Source organism: Pseudomonas asuensis, assembly GCF_014646755.1.
Taxonomy (GTDB): domain Bacteria; phylum Pseudomonadota; class Gammaproteobacteria; order Pseudomonadales; family Pseudomonadaceae; genus Chryseomonas; species Chryseomonas asuensis.
The window spans coordinates 34382-54099 of the sequence record NZ_BMNW01000006.1 but is presented as its reverse complement, the minus strand read 5'-3'; the positions used below and the strand labels follow the sequence as shown (position 1 = coordinate 54099).

The window sequence follows — 19718 nt, the reverse complement described above, 5'->3', positions numbered from 1 at the left end:
GGTGACAGCTTATGCCTCCTATCGATGAAACTTAATCAGCATAACTATCAGACTTTTCAGGGCCTGTCTTGCTTGGCTTAGATCCTTCCACAAGCGCAACACCAAGGCAGCTTAAGCCTTAACTAGAAACCTATAAGAACTGGTTCGTATTTTTAAACAACGCCTACCGTTCTCATACCTACTGCGCAAGATTCTGCCAGCGTCTTTCGTTTAGCCTGCCGGTAAATCCCCACCGCCTATACCGTGTATGGGGAGCCACTTACGCATCTCCAGAAAAGCGACACGCTGCCCGCCTGGACATGCCTTGTATACCGAGCAGGAAGCAGAGGAACGAGGATGTTCTCCCCAGCCAATGAAACCCAGTTCACACTTGAGATTCCGGGTGTTCCCCATGATTTTCAGGTGCTGGAATTTGCAGGGCGTGAAGGATTGAATAGCGGCTTTCGGTTCGATATTGAACTGATCAGCGAAAAGCCTGACTTTGACCTTGAATCGCTGCTTAATCAGCCTGCCTTCCTAGCCTTGGAGCAGACCGGTACGGGGTTCAATGGCCTGATTCACAGTGCCGAACAAGGCGAGTCCGGCAAGCGTATGACGCGCTACCGTGTCACGCTCGTGCCGCGTGTCCACTATCTTTGCCATCGGCATAACCAGCGTATCTTCCAGCACCTTAACGTGCCCGATATCATCGCCACCGTTCTGAAAGAACATGGCATTCTTTCTAATGCCTTTCGCTTTCAGCTGGGCTCAGCCTATCCCGAGCGTGAATACTGTGTTCAGTACGATGAGACTGATCTGCATTTCATCAATCGGCTTTGTGAAGAAGAAGGTATTCATTACCACTTTGAGCATACCCAGACTGAACACATTATGGTCTTTGGTGATGATCAGACTTGCTTCCCCAAGCTGAACCCTGCGCTCTTCCAGCAGGATACGGGACTGGTTGCGGACCATCAGGTCATACGAAAATTTGCAGTCCAGGTTGAAACCCGAACAACCAAAGTGAGCCGCCGGGACTACAACTTTGAAAAGCCCAAACTCACCATGGAAGCGTCTCACACCGGCGAGGCTGTGCCAGAGCTGGAAGATTATGACTACCCTGGCGCCTTCATGGACCGCGCCCGTGGCAAGCAGCTAAGCCAGCGCGCTTTGGAAAGGCATCGCTCGGATTACCAGATCGCCCGCGGTAAGAGTGACCTGCCAACACTTGTTTCCGGCCACTTCATGCCCTTGACCGAGCACCCACGCAGTGAATGGAATGACTTGTGGCTATTCACCGAGCTGACACACGAAGGCAAACAACCCCAAGTATTAGAAGAATCCATATCCTCGCATGTAGATGACAAGGATGGCTTCCAGCAGGGCTATCGCAACTTCTTTACGGCAGTGCCTTGGGACACGATCTTCAGACCAGCCCTGAAGCACCCTAAGTCAAAAATCCTGGGTAGCCAGACCGCAATTGTCACCGGCCCCGCTGGAGAAGAAATCTACTGCGATCAATACGGTCGCGTCCGCGTGGAATTCCATTGGGATCGATTGGACCAGATGAACGAGCACAGCAGTTGCTGGCTGCGTGTTGCCAGCAACTGGGCCCATGAAGGCTATGGTGCCGTCACGATTCCCCGAATCGGAATGGAAGTACTGGTCACCTTTCTGGAAGGCGATCCGGACCAGCCACTTATTACAGGCTGCCTGCATCACGCCGCAAACCTGGTGCCTTACAACCTGCCCGCCAACAAGACCCGGACAGTCTTCAAGACCAGAAGCACGCCTGGCGGCAATGGCTTCAATGAACTGCGAATCGAAGATAAAGCCGGTGCAGAGCAGATCTACGTACACGGTCAGCGCGACATGGACATTGAAGTGGGCAATTGTGAAACCCACTCCGTAGGGGTTGACCGAACCAAAACCATTGGTCAGGACGAAACGGTAGTCATTGGTCAGAACCGCATGCGTATCGTCAAGGTGGATGACCAGCTGCTGGTAGGCGGCTCGAAGGTGGATAGCGTCAGCTCAACATATCTCATTGAGGCAGGTGAAGGTATTCGCCTTGTTTGTGGCGAAAGCGTGTTCGAGATGTACGCCAACGGCCTCGTTAATATTTCCTGTGTTGAATTCAATATCAGCGCCAGCGGCGCAGGCCAGATAAACACTGGCGGCACTCTCGACATCAATGTGCCGGGTGGTAAGGCAGGAGCCTCACCGGAGGGGCAAGGAGTGAAGGCCTCAATCGATGCTCAGATCAATGCTGTATTCCATCCTTCATCAGGTACGAATGGATCAGGCTCTGCCTCCCAGTAATCCAAATTTCGAGAAATCTCATGAGCTACAAGATCAACGAAGGTACTTTAAAGCTGCCTGCTGGCTTTCAGGATCGCACCATCAATGTATTCGTTCCGGGAGACACGGCCCCCTTTCCGTTCAGCCTTACGGTTTCCCGAGATACCAAACCCTCGGACGAGGCCCTTGATGATTATGTTGACCGACAGGTTGAGCTGATCGCCGCAAAACTTGCCAAGTACAAACCTTTGGACAGAAAGCTGGCGCAGCTATCCATGAACGTCCCCATTCAGGGTATCCAAATTGATTCTCGGTACAAGGCAAGCGGCAAAGACGTATATCAGCGTCAGGCTGCTTTTCCAATGGCACCCGAGCGCGTTCTTGTTTTTACCGCGAGCGGACAAGCACCGTTTACATCAGAACAGGATGCATTGTGGGTAGAGCTTTTAAGTAATTTTATTCCGTCTCGTTAACTCGTGAAGCGGAATCAATAAGCATCATCAGGTTTGCTTGGCACGGCGAAAGACAATCCGTGTGACAGGGAGAAGTCAAATGTACGAAGCCGCTCGCATTGACGATGAGATCGTCCATACCAGCGCGTTAGGCGGTTTTCTTGCCGGAGCGGCGATAGGTATTGCCCTTGTAGTAGGAGTAGCAGTAGCAACCGCTACCTGCGGCTTTGGTGTTGCCCTGATGGCGGGCGTACTGGCTGGCTTTGGCGGAGCAGCACTGACTGCGCTCGGCGAAACGATCGGACGATCAAGGAGTACCCCCGCCGGAGGGATTGTTTCCGGCTCGCCCAATACCTTTATCAACGGTCTAGCGGCTGCGCGTGTTGAGGCGGACACCGGCGTCTGTGAGAAGCATAGCAAGCCCCCGCAAATTGCCCAAGGTTCAGCCAAAGTCTTCATTAACGGTTTTCCCGCTGCCCGTAAAGGAGATCAACTCACCTGTGGTGCAACGATCGACTCGGGTTCTCCTAATGTAAATGTTGGAGCCGAAACTCAGACCTATCTGCCTATAGATGACGAAGTACCGGCATGGTTACGTACCACGGTTGATGTTCTGATGGCACTCGGTGGCGGTATAGGCAGCCTTGTGAAAATGGCAGCCAAGAATGGCTTGAAAGCCGTTATGCCCTGCGCGCTCAAGTTTGCAGCCACCTTTGCCGCTTCCGAGGCGTTTACACGAGCAGTAGCGGCCCCAGTATTGACGCGTGCTTTCGGCGCACTGTTTGGCCATCCGGTTGACGCGGTAAATGGTCGTAAACTATTGCTGGAAGACAGTGAGATCGATTTTACGCTTCCCGGCCTGCTGCCTATCCATTGGGCACGCTTTTACGCCAGCGACATCGAGCGTGAGGGTATTCTCGGGCGCGGCTGGGTAATGCCCTGGGAGCAAAGCCTACGGCGCGAGAAGGATCGTCTAGTTTTAAGCGATAACCAGGGCCGGGAAATTCCGCTCGAACTACTAAATCCTAATGAGCGAGTCTTTTATCCAGCGGAGCAGTTTACGATCGTTTGTACTGAGGGCGGCCATTATCTATTGCAGACCCTCGACTGTACATTTCTCTATTTTGGCGATCTACCAGAGGATGGCACGCCCGCTCCGCTCAAACGCATCGAGGATGCTCACGGTAATTACCTGGCGCTTACGTATCGAGAAGGTCGGCTGACCGATATCCACTCAAAGAGTATGGTACGTATCCATCTCTGCTACAACGAAGCGGGTAATCGCTTGGTGCGGGTAGAGCGTATCGAGGATTGCAAGCCGGTAGAAACCCTTGTTCGCTATGCTTACGATGCGCAGGATCAACTCGTCGGCATCACTAATCGCAATGGCGCTACCAGTCGACGCTTTGGCTATGACCACGGCCTCATGGTCATGCATGAAAATGCCCTAGGTTTGGTGTGTCATTATCGGTGGGGCAAACTCCCAGACGGCAGCCTGCGAGTAGCAGAGCATTGGACCAGTGATGGTGAGCGCTACAGCTTCAGTTATGATCTGACAGCTCGTACGACATACATTATTGATACGTTAAATCGCAAAGCCATTATTCATTACGATGAAAACCGTCGTGTCACTTTTGCCCAAGACTTTAGCGGTGAGCAATACCACATTGGCTTAGATGAGTCAGGCAACATAACGGGTGTGACGCTCCCTGACAGCAATACATTAGCTTTCGAATATGATGGGTTTTCAAGACTAGTCAAAGACACTGATCCTATCGGTCGCTCGACGGTATATACCTATCATCTCAATACTGAATTCCTTACCTCACTGACGAGGCCCGATGGCAGCGCACTCGGCTGGGAATACGATGAGGCAGGTAGCTTGCTGGCTCAGACGGATGAGCTTGGCGCAATCACTCGCTATCTTAGTGCCGATAATGGCCTACCCCATACCGTAACGGATGCCTTAGGCAACAATACTTATTACTGGTGGAACGCCCTTGGCCAAGTTACCCGGTATCAGGACTGCTCAGGCAACCACACCCACTATGCCTACAGTGAACACTTACATCTTGCGGCAGTAACCGACGCACTCGGCCAAACCACCCGACTGCATCGCAAACCCGACGGCGAAGTCCTTCGGGTCGAGCATCCTGACGGCAGTATAGATTCCTATACCTATAATGCGCTTGGGCAGCTACTTACCCATACTGATGCTGATAAGCGTACAACAAACGTCACTCGTAATGCTCGCGGCCTACCCGTAGAGCGCAAGGACGCCAAAGCCCAGCGAGTCCGTTACCACTATGATCAGGCGCTGCGTCTGGCTGCCTTGGTAAACGAGAACGGGGCGGCCTATCGTTTTGCCTATGACTCAGCTGACCGCCTGATAGAAGAAATTCGTATAGACGGTCTGCGTCGTCGTTTCCACTACAACGTATCCGGCGCACTAATCCGCATGGATGAGCATACCGCTGACCAGGCGGGACTAGGCCAGACACGCTCCAGCGAATTTGAGCGCGACGCCATAGGTCGTTTACTCAGCAAAATGACCCAGGATGCTCGCCTGGATTACACCTATGACGAGCTGGATCGGGTCGTAGCCATTGAACGGCAGCCCAGCGAGCACGGTAAAACGCTGGGCATACGGCCGGACGTTCTTAGCTTCAGCTACGACAAGGCAGGCCGCTTGGTAGAAGAGCAGTCAGCCTTGGGCGCACTGGCTTACACTTACGATGCACTAGGTAATCTTACTCAGCTCAGCCTGCCGGATGGTCGTACGCTCAATCATCTGTATTACGGCAGCGGTCATCTGCACCAACTAAACCTCGACGGCTTGCTGATCAGCGATTTCGAGCGTGACGCCCTACACAGGGAGACCTTGCGTACCCAAGGCAGCCTAACCAGCCGCTTTGGATACGACAGCTTTGGCCGTAAACGCTGGCAAGCCACTATTGAGTTGCCGCATGAACAGCTCTCGCAACTCAACGCGCAAAAGAACAGCCTGCTCGGTCATCCTGAACATCCCGCCACGCTCATACATCGCCGCTATGAATACAGCAAGGCGGGCGAACTCCTACGGCAGATCGATAAGCACCGTGGCGCTACGGATTACAAATACGATGCCATTGGCCAACTGCGTAGCCGCGAACCACACCACCCCCAGCTCGGTAATGAGGACTTCGGCTACGACCCTGCCGGCAACCTGAGCGCCTCCCAAGCCTTGAGCCCAGACAACCGCCTCAAGGCCTGGAAAGACCTGCGCCTCACCTACGACGCTTGGGGTAACGTCAGCGAGCGGCACAATCCTAATGGTTATCAGCGTTTTACCTACGACTGCGAAAACCGCCTGGTTAAAGCCGAAACCTACCGAGGCCATGACTCGCTCAGCCAAGCCAGCTACGAATATGACTGCCTTGGCCGCCGTATTGCCAAGCATGTTCTAACAGAGGATAAAACCGAAACGACCCGCTTCCTCTGGCAAGGCCTGCGCATGCTGCAGGAGCAAAAAGCGTATCTACACAGCCTGTATATCTACGAAACCGGCAGCTACGCCCCGCTCGCTCGGTTAGATACTGATCCGAGCCAGCCTGATCAAAAGCCTAAGCGCTACTATTTCCATACCGACCAGATCGGCACTCCGCTTGAGGTCACGGACAGTACCGGCCGCATGGTATGGCGTGCCTATTACAAAACATGGGGCGTGCTGGAAGCCCTGGTCCCGAGAGAGATTGAGCAGAACTTGCGGTTTCAGGGGCAGTACTACGACGCTGAAACGGGCCTGCATTACAATACGTTTCGTTATTACGATCCGGTTGTGGGACGGTTTACAACGCAGGACCCAATCGGGTTGTTAGGGGGAAGTCATTTATATCAATATGCAGTCAATAGCCAGTCTTGGGTTGATCCAGAAGGCCTTACCACTTATAACACTATGAATAGTATAAGTGGTTTTCAAAAACATCACATCATCCCCCAAGAACTTAAAGCACATGAAGCCTTAAAGGCAGCAAATTTCAATATACATAATTTAAAAAACATAATTTACTTACCAAAATACGTTGAGAATCATGCAACTAGGACAGTCCATCGAGGATCACACCCCAAGTACACTGAAAACATTAGAGCAGACCTAGACGCATTACATAGCTATGGAAAGTCTAAGAATTGGAATTCAAGTCAGTATCGTGAAGCCTTAGAGAAGCTTATAATTGAGAATAGGCAAGGCTTAAGATCTGGAAGAATATTATTAAACAAAAATTCAATAAGGACAGGAGGATGCTGATGTACCTAATTGATATAGATGAAAAATATCCCAACAATTACTGGCTCGAATATGACACAAACATTTTTCCTGACTCACTAAGCTTGAAGATAGGAAATCCCGTAAATCCGAATGATTTTAAAGACATATATCTATCTGCAAAATCAAACGCATCAATCAAGAATTTAACTTCTTATGATTACCTGTTTAGTAATGGCCCTGACGTCATAAGCAAAAGGCTCGCCAAGCTACTTACAAATTTCTCCAAAGATTCTATACAGCTTTTAGAAACAAAAATAAGACATAAAGGCAAATTCCATGAAGGGTTTTACATAGTAAACTATTTATCTATACAAGAAGCTTTTGATATGGCCAACTGTATATGCAAACCAATAATTGATTTTCTCCCAGATGGACCTAAGAAGTTTACAAAAATTACTTTAATTGATCTACAGACTGAAAAATCAATATTTAGATGCAAAGAATGTCTCTCAGAAGTAGCAATTTCTAACGATGTCGCCAGAGAGATAAAAGAATCCAATATTAAAGGAATACAACTTCTCGAAAAGAAGCTCAGGCTTTAATTTTATCTATCGAAGATAAAGTGTCTGAATCGATTAAAAAGAATTGTGCCTATTCTGCCATTGCTGGAGGATAAAGCCAGTCGTTCTTTGTCCTTTCAATGAGCGCAAGAAGCGAGCGGTGTTATAGACCCAGAGATGATCTTTTATATGATTCTGCAATTGTTTAAGCGAGGCATGGTGAAAGTCCTTGCTAGTGGCCTATTTAATCGTGCGGCTCAAGCGTTCCACCTAATCATTGGCCCAGGGGCGGAGGAGCCTAGTTAGCCGGTACTCAATGCCGTCCCGATGGCTCACTCGTGTAGATACAAAGCCAAATCGCCAGATGAGCCCAAGCGCTATTACTTTCATACCGACCAGATCGGTACCCCGCTTGAGGTCACGGACGATACCGGCCATATGGTATGGCGTGCCTATTACAAAACATGGGGCGCGCTGGAAGCCCTGGTCCCGAGAGAGATTGAGCAGAACTCGCGGTTTCAGGGGCAGTACTACGGCGCTGAAACGGGCCTGCATTACAATACGTTTCGTTATTACGATCCGCTGATAGGACGGTTTACGACGCAGGACCCGATTGGTTTATTAGGTAGTATAAATCTCTACCAATATGCCTCTAATGCTATTAGCTGGGCTGACCCATGGGGCTGGATGCCTTTCTGGAAGCCATTGAAGTCTGACGGAATGGGCCACCATCCGTTTCCCAGAGCACATGCCAATTCTCACGGGTATCCTCAATTGGGTACTAAACTAAACTCACCCTCATGGTTCCCTAATGCCATAGCGGGCTCTGACAAACTTCACGAATAATTTCATAAATCTCTTAGTAAAATGGGTGTTCCATTTAACAGAAAGTTTGATGGTAGCACGGAGGAATTGATTAAAAAATTGATGTTGCTTACGAAAGCTTTACAGCTAAAGGAACATTAAAAACTCCTAAAACTGGAGAAGTCATAGGGGAAAATATTACAATACGGGAAGCCTTACATAAATCACTAAAATGGAAAAGCAAAATTACTGGAGGTTGTAATGGATAAATTTAAAAATAAATCTCATATAAATCTACATTCTCCGGGCATAGTGATCTTTGACCCATTGGTCTTGAACGCTTTTCTCATAGAAAAAAATTATATAGGAAACAATATATTTGAGCACTTCATAAACAACGAAGATATAGGCCAAGAGTCCATAAAAAAAGGCGTAATATTATCTCTATATCCAATAGTAGAGCATGACTATTACATTCATATTGATAGCGGAAAAAACCAACCTGACCTTATAGAAGATTTCTTTTATTCAGGATTTCCACTAACAGTAAAATCAGGCTTACTAATAACGGCAGACCTTAACGCTTTATTTGATTGGGAACCGAATTTCTTCTTACATTACAGAGCTAATTATCATTCTAAGCTAGAAAATAATGACTATCTTGATGTCAAGCCAGGCATCTATTCGGCAAATATTAGAGGGGTTCGCTCAGATTCAAAAAAAGAAAATACTTACATATACAAAATTGAACTCATAGAGTCTTATGAGTTACCACAATTATCTAGTGAGACAACTATTGAAAGCTTTAATTTTAACCTGATTCATGAAAACTGAAAACTGTGCATTTGATTAACTTTATTATGCAATTAATATTTTTTAAAATCGGCTACTAGTTGTTTGGTCCCAGGGAGAAAGGTTTTATGGTACAGACCTTTATCAGAGGAGTATCCCTGCCGGCAACCTGAGCGCCTCCCAAGCCTTGAGCCCAGACAACCGCCTCAAGGCCTGGAAAGACCTGCGCCTCACCTACGACGCTTGGGGTAACGTCAGCGAGCGGCACAATCCTAATGGTTATCAGCGTTTTACCTACGACTGCGAAAACCGCCTGGTTAAAGCCGAAACCTACCGCGGCCATGAATCACTGAGCCAAGCCAGCCTGATCAAAAGTCTAAGCACTACTGCTTTCACACCAACCAGATTGATACGCCGCTTGAGTTTACGGACGATGCCGGCCACATGGTATGGCGCGCTTACTACAAGGCATAGGGTGCGTTGGAAGCGCTGGCTCCCAGAGAGATCGAGCGGAACCTACGTTTTCAAGGACAGTACTACGACGCCGAAACGGGCCTGCATTACAATACGTTCGTTATTACGATCCACTGGCGGGACGATTTACGAGCTTTTTGAGGCTTATGATCGCTTAATGACATTAAAGTATATGTACGCTTATGCAACGGGACTCATATTCTTAGTAAAAATGTAACGCCTGTACAAGCAGTTAACCTTGTAGAAAATTGGCTAAGGAGGCAGGGTTGAGATGAATTTTTTAGACATTAAAGAAAAAATCGAAGCAGATAGCTTTTACGAATCGATTTTTGTAGATAGAGACTGGAATACTGCATTAGATGCCAGAGACCATGAAGACTTTGACTCCGCCTGGTCCTCGGCATTTAAAGAAATAAGAACAATAAATCTAGATGAAAATGTCGAAGTTTTATCACTTAGAGAAATAGCATTTAAAAATACTTTTAAATTAACTCAAAACTCAGAGCTAGCAGGGTATGCATCTGATGATATTGGTCTAATCTCTGAAGCAGCCCTTAATAAAATCGAAAATCATTTTATTGAAAGATTATGGGCTAGCTACATGGCAGGCATTTTTCCGACGCACCCTCTATTTGACTTATAGTCCAAAATGATAAATTTACAACTAGAAAATATATAATTAAATAGTTAAGCCTTCGTTTTTTATAAAATACTTATAGACTGCAAATGAGTAAAATCAAGACAGTAAAGAGAATTGTCCCAACCTCGGACTTAAATAAACATTGTGGTATCACGCTTGGTGGTAGCCAAGCGAAAGTAGAGGCTTGGCCAAAAAATCCTGACCACTTACCGCTTACATTGGTTATGAGTATAAACTGCTCTCTAGCTAAACTTTATTTCTTACCGGACACTATTCCAAACAATGGAATAATCTATATTTTCTCGACCTATCACCCGGGCGAATACTTTCTAGACTTGATAAGTACCTCTGGCAGCATTGAGGATTTACAATTTATTAGTAATGGATACACTCAAGTTATACATAGCGAAGACCTAGAAGCAGAACTTATAAAATCGGAGACATATACTATACCTGAGACATACGCCAAAATTGTTGACGAGCATTTTGAGGTGGATGATTTTGTAGTTTGCTCCATGATAACAAGCGAAACCCCAAAACAAATTTCCCTAGAAAAATACATTGCCAAAAATTACAATGTTGCGCTACAAATTTACTCCTCTGACTTTCCAATCCCTTATAAAGATATATTCTATCTTACCGACGCAAATGCTTACCTACTAATTCCTAAAAGACAGTCACCAACCACTCTCAAAGGGGTATTTTTTATATCTCCATCTTAATCTTTATTTATAAACTTCAGCATTAGAGATATGGGAAAAATAATATCTTTCAAAAATTGGTCAAACCAAATGACCGGTTTTAGAGAACCGGCCATTAAGTATTCATCAGTTTAACATTTGGAATCTTGCTATTCCCGAGCATCCAGCACAATTTTGCCCCGCGTATGGCCTGCTAGGCTTCTCTGTAGCGCATCAGCTGCCCTGGACAAGGGTATGGTTTCTACTTCCACGTTAAGTGCTCCCCGGTTAAATAAGTCGGCAATCTGTGCTAGTTGCTTCCCGTCTGAACGGGTAGCGAAGCGTTTGCCTGTTGCTCCTATGCTACGAGCAGCTTCTTCACTCGGCGCGCTGACGGGTGACACCAGCACACCGCCCTTTTTTAACACTGACCAGGAGCGGGCTTGAGTTTCGCCGCCTACAAGGTCGATTACGATATCTACATCCGAAACAACTTTCTCAAATGCTTCATGGCGGTAATCAATGAGTTGTGTAGCGCCTAGTGCATGTAGGTAATCATGATTATGGGCAGATGCCGTCGCGATGACTTCAGCGCCAGCTATACGAGCCAACTGTACGGCCATGCTGCCAACCCCGCCCGCCGCTCCCTGGATCAGGACACGTTGGCCTGTCTGAATGGCAGCATGCTCATGCAAGGCTTGCCAAGCCGTCAAGGCTGCCGCCGGCACACCGCTTGCCTCTAGCAATGAAAGGCTGTTGGGCTTTAAGACCAGCCTGTCGGCATCCGCTACTGCCTGGGTGGCGTACCCACCTGTAATACCGATGAAGCCAAAAACCTCGTCGCCCAGGCTGAATATGTCTACGCCCTCACCTAATGCGATAACTGTTCCTGCGACTTCAACCCCTGGCGTATAGGGTAACGGTAAGGGGATAAACCGCTTCATGGCCCCGGAGAGGACTTTCCAGTCGATTGGATTTATTCCACTACCAGCTACCTGAATCAACACTTGTCCTTTACCCGGCGTCAGATCAGCTACTTCTTCAAGGCGGAGTACCTCGGGGTTCCCGTATTGCTGTGCACGTATGGCTTTCATGATGATTTCTCTAGTGAAGGGTTTGCAAGTTATGCCAGGCCGCTAGCCTGGTATCTCTATCAGCTACGACGGGCGTCCAGGCTGTACTGGCCAGCCCCAAGAACCACTACTTGAAGAAGCCCACCGGCCATGGCGATATTCTTGAAGAAATGAATGAACTGATTTTGATCAGCCAGATTGCTATGAAAGGCCAGTGCGGTCACTACGCTAAACAAGGCCAGGAACGCAGCCACTGCTCGTGTTTGATAGCCGAGGACCAACGCAATACCACCTACCACTTCAACCAACACGGCAACCCCTAGGGCGGCGGCAGGAAACGGCAAACCGACCGACTCGATATAACCCATGATCATGGCGGGCGCAGTAATTTTGGAGATGCCTGAAAGAATGAAGATTGCACTGATCAGTATCCGGCCCAGCAATGCAGTTGTAGCTGCTGAAGCGTTGGAAACGGATGTATGGGAAGTAGTTTGAACAAGGTTGGCTGACTGTGACATGAGTAGATCCTCATTTAGGACGCATCACCATGATGTGTCTCGATGGGGAGAAGTCTGCCTGTGGTTTGCTATTCGCAATAGCCGATTAATTTAGACCATTAGATTCGATTTAATCGAACATAATCTATAGACTTAACTCTCCTGAGCTTCAAGGTGTGAAGCTCAGGAGATAGCGGCGGCTAGTAGTCTCTGGGTAGGCGCAGAAAAGACAATGCCCGCTCCGAATAGCATCCGGGCGGGCATCAGGATAACGCGATGATGTTTACACAGTAGCTTTTAAACGGATTCGTGTTTCCGGTAACGGGATGAACTCATGCTCTCCAGGTACGCCTGGAAAACGCTGTAAACGCCAGTCTTCGGCAGCCTGCTCGATGCGCTCACGGCGGCTCGATACAAAATTCCAGAAGATATGTCTCTTTTCAGGAAGCGGCTCTCCTCCCAGCAAGATTAACCGAGTCATTCCAGTTGCACTTAGTACAATCTCGGTTTCTGGTTTGAAGACAACCAGCTGGTCCCGGCCGAAGCGGCCATCCTGCCCACTCACTGTAACCTCACCGCTTACGACGTAGATGGCCCTTTCAACATGCTCTTTATGGATGCGATAGCGCGCTCCGGCTTCGAGTACCACGTCGGCATAGAACAGATCAGAAAACGTGCGTGTAGGTGCCTGCTTATCATGCAGGGTGCCAGCTAGTACCCTGACGGTAACGCCTTCGTCCTCTATTACAGGAATCTCTCCTGAGCTGACATGTTGAAAGCCTGGGTCAGCTTCTTCATGGGCAACCGGTAACGCTAGCCATGACTGAAAGCCAAATACCGTACCACCTGCTTGCCGGGCTGACTCGGTGCTGCGCTCGGAGTGAACAATTCCTTTACCCGCCGTCATCAGGTTGATTTCGCCCGGCCGTATGGTCTGGACATAGTGCTCGCTGTCGCGATGCAACATCTCACCCTCCAACAGATAAGTCATGGTCGACAAACCAATATGCGGATGGGGCCGTGTATCAAGCCCCTCGCCTGCCTTGAAAACGGTTGGCCCAAAGCTGTCCAGAAAAATGAAGGGGCCCACGGTACGTCGCTGTGCAGAAGGTAAAGCGCGGCGTACTTTAAAGCCATCACCCAAGTCTCTTACGGCTGGCAGGATGAGATGCTCAATAGCGGATGCGGAATTAGATAACGTCATGGTTGCAGGCCTCGCAGGGCATAGGTGCAATCGGCGGATTGCAGGCAAAAGACTTCACTCGGAAGTGACTACCAGGCCAGACTAAAACAGATGGGCGTTCAGCAAAATCCAGATAATATGCATTAAAACGTTCGAGGAATTCGAAATGATGTCTGATCCCGGTACGCCTACGCTGGACCAGTTGCGTGTCTTTCTTACCGTTGTCGAGGTGGGTAGTTTTGCCGGGGCTGCTCGTAAGCTACACCGGGCTACGTCTGTTATCAGCTATACCATTGCTAACCTTGAGATGCAGTTGGGCGTAACTCTTTTTGATCGCAAAACTACTCGTAAACCTCAGCTGACAGACGCTGGGCGAACGGTATTAGCCGAAGCGCGCATGGTATATAGCGGCATCAACGGACTGCGTGCCAAGGTAAAGGGGCTCCTGCAAGGACTTGAAGCCGAGATCCATCTGGTCTTGGATGTCATGCTGCCCAGTGCGCGGGTAGTGGATGCCTTGAGGGCATTTCGAGAAACCTTTCCCACTGTTTCCCTCCACCTTCATATAGAAGCATTAGGCGCTGTCACGCAACGGGTACTGAATCGAGGCGCTGCGTTGGGTGTCAGCGGTCCTTTGATTACTAACCTTGACGGTCTGGAGCGGATTGCAGTGGGCAGCGTTGACTTAGTGCCCGTTGCAGCACCCAGCCATCCATTGGCCTCAAGCGCCAACGCTCCTGGCGCTACCCGTGAGCATGTGCAACTGGTCCTGACGGACCGCTCCACACTGACCGAGGGGCAAGAATACGCTGTTATGAGCGCCCGCACCTGGCGTCTGGCTGACCTTGGTTCCAAACACATGCTACTCAAGGAAGGTATTGGCTGGGGAAACATGCCGCAGCCCATGGTAGAGAGTGATATTGCCGAAAGAAGGCTGGTATTACTGGATTTGCCAGATTGCCCTGGTGGCACGTACGACTTTACCGTGATTTATCGTACAGATTCACCGCCTGGCCCTGCTGCCACATGGTTGATAGATCGCTTCAAGGCACAGGCCGCACAAAACCTTTGATCGCTACTGTTCGATTTTATCGAACGAACCGGTCGATATTAGCTGGCTATTTTCGAATCTTGAGCCATGCGAAAGTTTCTCCACTGCGGCACTGGCCGCTTATTCCACTCAGGAGACGTCACATGGCTAAGGTTCTGGTTCTGTATTACTCCTCTTACGGTCATATCGAGACCATGGCTGAAGCTGTAGCAGAAGGCGCGCGGGCGGCAGGGGCTGACGTAGATATCAAACGTGTCCCTGAAACGGTACCGGAAGAGATCGCCAGGAGTGCCCATTTCAAGCTTGGCCAAACAGCACCGGTAGCGACCATTGCCGATCTTGAGCATTACGATGCGATCATTGTGGGCACAGGAACCCGCTTTGGCCGGATGAGCAGCCAGATGGCCGCGTTTCTGGATCAGGCAGGCGGCTTATGGGCACGCGGTGTATTAAATGGCAAAGTGGGCGGTGCCTTTACGGCCTCTGCTACACAGCATGGCGGCCAGGAAACGACCCTTTTCTCGATCATCACCAATTTACTGCACTTTGGCATGACGATTGTGGGGCTGCCTTACAGCCACCAAGGGCAGATGAGCGTAACGGAAGTGGTAGGCGGTGCGCCTTACGGGGCTACCACCATTACAGCGGGGGACGGCTCACGCCTGCCTAGCGCAACCGAACTTGAAGGCGCACGCCACCAGGGCGAGCTGACGGCAAAAACAGCTATCAAGTTGTTCGGCTAATAATTTCTCTTATTACCTGCACACCACAACTCAGGAGACCGCTATGCGCACTGCAACCGAACTGCTTCAACAGCACTTTGATACGTTTGTAGCCAATCAACCCCAATGGCAAACCTTGATTGCGGATGATCTTTTATGGGAGCTTCCCTTTGCCCCTTCCTTGGGTCACCCGGCACAACTGGCGGGGCGTGAGGCAGTCCTGCATCATGTAGGCTGGTTTGTGGGCGCCGTGGAAGAGTTTCGCTTTTATGATCTTAGAATCCATGCGTCTAATAACCCTGATGAGGCCAGCGCCGAAGTAAGGGCGGAAGGCATTATCACGGCAACGGGTAGGACGTATCGTCAGGACTATGTGCTGTTCGTTCGCGTGAAGAATGGAAAGATTGCGTTCATTCGTGAATATTTTGATCCGGTCAAAGCCGCACTTGCACTTGAGGCCCCTATACCGGGCTTTGAGGCGATCATTTCTGTTTGAAGGCGCTCGCGCTCATGCAGAATCGGCACGCTGCGCTTTTCAGACAGACGAGTACACAGGATGCTTACTATGCGCGGTCAAAACTATGCAGAACTGCAAGCGTTCGTGGCCATTGCTGAACGTGGCAGTTTCGTTCGGGCTGCTGAAGAGTTGCAGGTATCCCCTTCTGCACTTAGCCAGACAATACGTAGTTTGGAAGAGCGCATGGGGGTTCGTCTGTTCAACCGTACGACCCGTAGTCTGAGCCTGACCGTTGCTGGCGAGCACTTGCTTGAACGACTCAAGCCCGCTTTACAGGAGGTAGCAAACGCTGTAGAGAACGCCTGTTTATTTGGTGAGAAGCCTTCCGGTCGATTACGTGTGCATGCCCTTCGGCTAGCCTCACGTGTTTTTCTTGAGCCAATCTTCCAGCCTTTCTCCGAGGCCTATCCCGAGATAGAGCTGGATGTCGTATTAGATGATAGGCCCGTGGATATTGTTGCAGAAGGGTTCGATGCCACTCTGCGCCTGGGAGAGCTTATTGAGCAGGACATGGTTGGCATCAAGCTAGGGCCTGAACTCAGGCAGATTCCAGCCGCCTCGCCGCGTTATCTTGAGCGGTACGGGTATCCGGAAACGCCGTATGACTTGGAAAATCACCGCTGTATCAACTGGCGCTGGCCAGGCCAGATCCACCCGTATCGCTGGGAATTCAAGCGTGATACTGAGTGGTTTGCCATAGCCGTCAAAGGCCCGCTCATCGTCAACGATCAGCGTGTAGCCATTGAGGCTGCAGTCAACGGCGTGGGTATCGCCTTTTGGTTGGAAGACCAGATGGAGCCCTTTATCAACGCTGGAACATTGGTCCCGCTACTCCAGGAATGGTGCGCGCCGTTTGATGGTTTTTATCTGAGTTACCCTCGGCAGCGCCAACAGCTGGCCTCGCTACGGGCATTTATCGATTTTCTGAAAAAAGACTCCGCGCGCAGCCGTTGACGGACCAGCACATGACCATTCACGGCCAGTGAAGCCTTTGCCGGCATTTGGATTTAGTTAACCGACACTAATACCTGTTATGTCTACCGTAGAAGTGGCCGTGCTTTGCGGCCCTTTCATTCCTGCCCCATCTACCTCTGGATTATTTAGCCTTCCTTCATAAGGCATGAAGAAACGCGGCGATTATCACGCCGGGCAAACTCGATATCGTGATCTCGACTTCAACCACAGCCGCTTACGGCGTTTGATACTTGAGGAGAGACATGATGACTACAACTCCCGTACAAGAACTTGAAGGTAAAGTCGCCATCGTCACCGGTGCAGCGGGTGGAATCGGCGAAGCTGTAGCCACACTGTTTGCTGAGCGTGGCGCCTCTGTCGTTGCCGAGGACATCAAGCCATCCGTTGTCGAGCTTGAACAAAAATCAGAGTGCATCGCTGCGCTGGTCGGTGATGTAGCGGAAGAAGCAACTGCTCAACGCGCCGTTGCCCTTGCCATGGAGCGCTTTGGCAAGGTTGATATTCTGGTCAATAACGCTGCGATCATCCTCAACATAAACGTTACCGATATGTCCGTCGAGCAGTGGGACAAGGTCATGAACGTCAACGCACGCGGCATGTTCCTGCATGCTCGTGAGGCGATGCGCGTCATGATCGATAACAAGCGCGGCGCCATCGTCAATGTAGGCTCCTATGCCTGTCAGGTAGCGTTTCCTACCATTGGCGCCTATGCCGCGTCGAAAGGTGCGGTTGCTCAGCTCACCAAGGTTCTCGCGCTTGAAGGCGCGCCGCATAACATTCGGGCCAACGTCGTAGCCCCTGGCGATGTGGAGACTGGCATCCTCGATGACATCATGCCTGATGGCCGCGCTTTCCTGCGTGAACATGCCACTAACGCCCCGATTGGCCGTGTTGCCCAGCCGAGAGAAATCGCTGAAGTAATTGCCTTTGTGGCCTCCGATCGCGCCAGCTTCATGACGGGTTCGGTTGTCATGGCAGACGGTGGCTATACCACGGTTTGAATGCTTATGCTCCCTGCTGCTCTGCCTAGGCAGCAGGGAGCATTAAGGAGGCCTGATTGATGTGTGAACTCACCAACATAGTCTTATCCGGGTAAGACACAGATGCGAGGCAAGCACCTGGCTTCGCTAATTTTGCCTTCACGCCGTGGCAGGGTTGCTTGGCTTACATGCATCACCAACGCCGAGACGAGCCGAGTGAGTGGTTTATCCATGAGATCTGGTGTTCCCCAGACTGTCCTTGAGAGGGCTTACGTAAAACCTTCCTGACTCAGCTACCAGAGCTTATGAAGGATGAGATCGATCTACGGACTTTCAACACGCTGAGAACACATGGAGTGGAACCTCTTACGCATTGCTTGTAGGTTCGCTGACAAGTTGTCTCATCGATTTACCTTTGAACATCGTTCACCCGCCATCACAAACGCTGAAGTCCTGCTTCGAAAAAGCAGGACTTTCAAGGGCAGGAATAAAACCATTAAGTCATTGATATATAAGCTTTATTGGGGATTTGCATGATATTTTTACAAGAGGATATAGCTTCTTGGCTGAGGCTCTTAGCCCAAAAGTCCCTAGTCGGGATAGCATCAATTTGCTATCAAATAGCCATGCTCTCTTTCCAAGCTGCCCAATATGCTTAATCGGTGATGCGCCGAAAAAACGACTGTACTCCCGGCTGAACTGTGAGGGGCTTTCATAGCCAACCTTGTAGCATGCACGGGTCACATCCAATCCTTCAGATATCATCAATCGATGTGCCTCGTTTAGGCGCAGCTGCTTTTGATATTGCAACGGACTCATGGCCGTTACGGCCTTGAAACGATGATGGAGCGCTGATGTACTAAGATTCACATGGCTGGCCAGGGCGTCGATACTCAGCGGCTCACAAAAGTGGCTGTTCAACCAATCAATAGCACGGGCGACCCGTTGGGCTTGGCTATCTGCTAATGCCACTTCATACAGGCGGTGCCCCTGCCTGCCCCTGAGCAATCGGTAATAAATTTCCTTGATGGCCATAGGCGCCAGCATGGGAATGTCGTCAGGTGTATCTAACAGGCGCAGCAGACGGAGCATAGCGTCCAGAATGGGCGGATCGATCTGGTCCAGAAACAACCCCCGCTCTGCTGGGCGATCCGGTACGCCGATAGGGCTGGCGTCCGAGACGAGTTGAGCAATCTCACAGGGATCAAGATCAAGGCGAATGCACAGATAAGGCTTATCGCCTGTTGCCTCAATCACTTTTCCTGCTAGCGGCAACGTGACGGAAACCACGAGGTAGTTGAGCGGATCGTACCGGTAACATTCCTCAGCCAATCGGATCTCTTTGGCACCTTGCACAATGAGGCAAAGGCCAGGTTTGTGAACGGTATAGATGACTTCTGTCGGGTGATCGCTACGGATCAGGTGTAATGGACTGATCGCGGTAGCATGAACTCCATAGTCAGGAGCGAAACGCTCGATGATTTGGGCCAACTCGCTACGGCGCTGAGTAATGTGCTCCAAACGTTCAATGTGCTCAGTTGCACAGGTGGTCATACTCCAAGTCTCCTAGCCGATAGCCTGTGAGGGGTATAGCCAGATGCATGTAACAGCGATGTTTTAGCAGCCTGAGCAAAATGATGGAAGTATTGAACGTTCTGCATCTGTTTTCCGTTATAGCCAAAGGTATGCGTACTCTGTAAATCATTACGCTCAGGTTAACGATTCGACACTGAGGTTGATTGAAGGCATTCAGAAGGAGGACTAGCGTGAGACCACGACAGCGGACTTCGTG

At 49.8% G+C, this 19718-nt stretch carries 17 protein-coding genes and 1 pseudogene; 14 read left to right on the top strand and 4 right to left on the bottom strand.

The features are described from left to right. Nucleotides 1-336: 336 nt before the first annotated feature. The 9 genes and pseudogenes from IEX86_RS14245 to IEX86_RS14205 all read left to right on the top strand — a co-directional run bounded on the left by IEX86_RS14245 (nt 337) and on the right by IEX86_RS14205 (nt 10970). Nucleotides 337-2301: a type VI secretion system Vgr family protein gene (locus IEX86_RS14245; RefSeq protein WP_188866801.1), complete on the top strand. Its 1965-nt coding sequence runs from the start codon at nt 337-339 to the stop codon at nt 2299-2301. Between the two features lie 20 nt (nt 2302-2321). Continuing rightward, entirely contained in the window at nt 2322-2753 is a 432-nt protein-coding gene (locus IEX86_RS14240) for a DcrB-related protein (protein WP_188866800.1), read from the top strand. Nucleotides 2754-2832: 79 nt separating this feature from the next. Beyond that, nucleotides 2833-7017, top strand: coding sequence for an RHS repeat-associated core domain-containing protein (locus tag IEX86_RS14235; RefSeq protein ID WP_188866799.1), 4185 nt, complete (start codon nt 2833-2835; stop codon nt 7015-7017). Continuing rightward, nucleotides 7017-7580: a hypothetical protein gene (locus IEX86_RS14230; RefSeq protein ID WP_188866798.1), complete on the top strand. Its 564-nt coding sequence runs from the start codon at nt 7017-7019 to the stop codon at nt 7578-7580. Before IEX86_RS14235 ends, IEX86_RS14230 begins: the two co-directional genes overlap by 1 nt. Before the next feature lie 324 nt (nt 7581-7904). Beyond that, nucleotides 7905-8225 (top strand): annotated as a pseudogene (locus tag IEX86_RS25010) (RHS repeat-associated core domain-containing protein); the annotation flags it as partial. A gap of 378 nt (nt 8226-8603) precedes the next feature. Next, nucleotides 8604-9176 carry a hypothetical protein gene (locus IEX86_RS14220; protein WP_188866796.1) on the top strand — a complete coding sequence of 191 codons (573 nt, stop codon included), beginning with the start codon at nt 8604-8606 and terminating at the stop codon, nt 9174-9176. A gap of 594 nt (nt 9177-9770) precedes the next feature. Continuing rightward, a complete protein-coding gene (locus IEX86_RS25970) occupies nt 9771-9878 on the top strand; it encodes a hypothetical protein (protein ID WP_491568822.1) in 108 nt (35 codons plus the stop codon). 1 nt (nt 9879) lies between these two features. Continuing rightward, the gene (locus IEX86_RS14210) at nt 9880-10251 is read left to right on the top strand and encodes an immunity protein PIM1 family protein (RefSeq protein ID WP_188866795.1); all 372 of its coding nucleotides are present in this window, start codon (nt 9880-9882) and stop codon (nt 10249-10251) included. Nucleotides 10252-10334: 83 nt separating this feature from the next. Next, nucleotides 10335-10970, top strand: a complete 636-nt coding sequence (locus IEX86_RS14205) for a DUF1963 domain-containing protein (RefSeq protein ID WP_188866794.1) — start codon at nt 10335-10337, stop codon at nt 10968-10970. A 128-nt stretch (nt 10971-11098) separates the two neighbouring features. Here the strand turns inward: IEX86_RS14205 and IEX86_RS14200 are convergent, their stop codons facing one another. The 3 genes from IEX86_RS14200 to IEX86_RS14190 all read right to left on the bottom strand — a co-directional run bounded on the left by IEX86_RS14200 (nt 11099) and on the right by IEX86_RS14190 (nt 13702). Then, complete coding sequence (locus IEX86_RS14200) at nt 11099-12022, bottom strand: NADP-dependent oxidoreductase (RefSeq protein WP_188866793.1); 924 nt, start codon at nt 12020-12022, stop codon at nt 11099-11101. A 59-nt stretch (nt 12023-12081) separates the two neighbouring features. Then, on the bottom strand, nt 12082-12519 hold the full coding sequence (locus IEX86_RS14195) for a DoxX family protein (RefSeq protein WP_188866792.1): 438 nt from the start codon (nt 12517-12519) through the stop codon (nt 12082-12084). 262 nt (nt 12520-12781) lie between these two features. After that, nucleotides 12782-13702, bottom strand: a complete 921-nt coding sequence (locus IEX86_RS14190; RefSeq protein WP_188866791.1) for a pirin family protein — start codon at nt 13700-13702, stop codon at nt 12782-12784. 145 nt (nt 13703-13847) lie between these two features. Between IEX86_RS14190 and IEX86_RS14185 the strand changes: the two genes are divergently transcribed. The 5 genes from IEX86_RS14185 to IEX86_RS14165 all read left to right on the top strand — a co-directional run bounded on the left by IEX86_RS14185 (nt 13848) and on the right by IEX86_RS14165 (nt 17947). Then, nucleotides 13848-14753, top strand: a complete 906-nt coding sequence (locus tag IEX86_RS14185; protein ID WP_188866790.1) for a LysR family transcriptional regulator — start codon at nt 13848-13850, stop codon at nt 14751-14753. A 122-nt stretch (nt 14754-14875) separates the two neighbouring features. Continuing rightward, nucleotides 14876-15475: an NAD(P)H:quinone oxidoreductase gene (gene wrbA, locus IEX86_RS14180; protein WP_188866789.1), complete on the top strand. Its 600-nt coding sequence runs from the start codon at nt 14876-14878 to the stop codon at nt 15473-15475. Nucleotides 15476-15518: 43 nt separating this feature from the next. Then, nucleotides 15519-15950, top strand: a complete 432-nt coding sequence (locus IEX86_RS14175; protein ID WP_188866788.1) for a nuclear transport factor 2 family protein — start codon at nt 15519-15521, stop codon at nt 15948-15950. 69 nt (nt 15951-16019) lie between these two features. After that, nucleotides 16020-16925 (top strand): LysR family transcriptional regulator, encoded by a 906-nt coding sequence (locus IEX86_RS14170; protein ID WP_188866787.1) that lies wholly within the window; start codon nt 16020-16022, stop codon nt 16923-16925. A gap of 263 nt (nt 16926-17188) precedes the next feature. Continuing rightward, entirely contained in the window at nt 17189-17947 is a 759-nt protein-coding gene (locus IEX86_RS14165) for an SDR family NAD(P)-dependent oxidoreductase (protein ID WP_373290441.1), read from the top strand. Nucleotides 17948-18427: 480 nt separating this feature from the next. Here IEX86_RS14165 and IEX86_RS14160 read toward each other — a convergent pair whose 3' ends face one another. Next, the gene (locus tag IEX86_RS14160) at nt 18428-19480 is read right to left on the bottom strand and encodes an AraC family transcriptional regulator (protein WP_188866786.1); all 1053 of its coding nucleotides are present in this window, start codon (nt 19478-19480) and stop codon (nt 18428-18430) included. Nucleotides 19481-19718 lie beyond the last annotated feature (238 nt).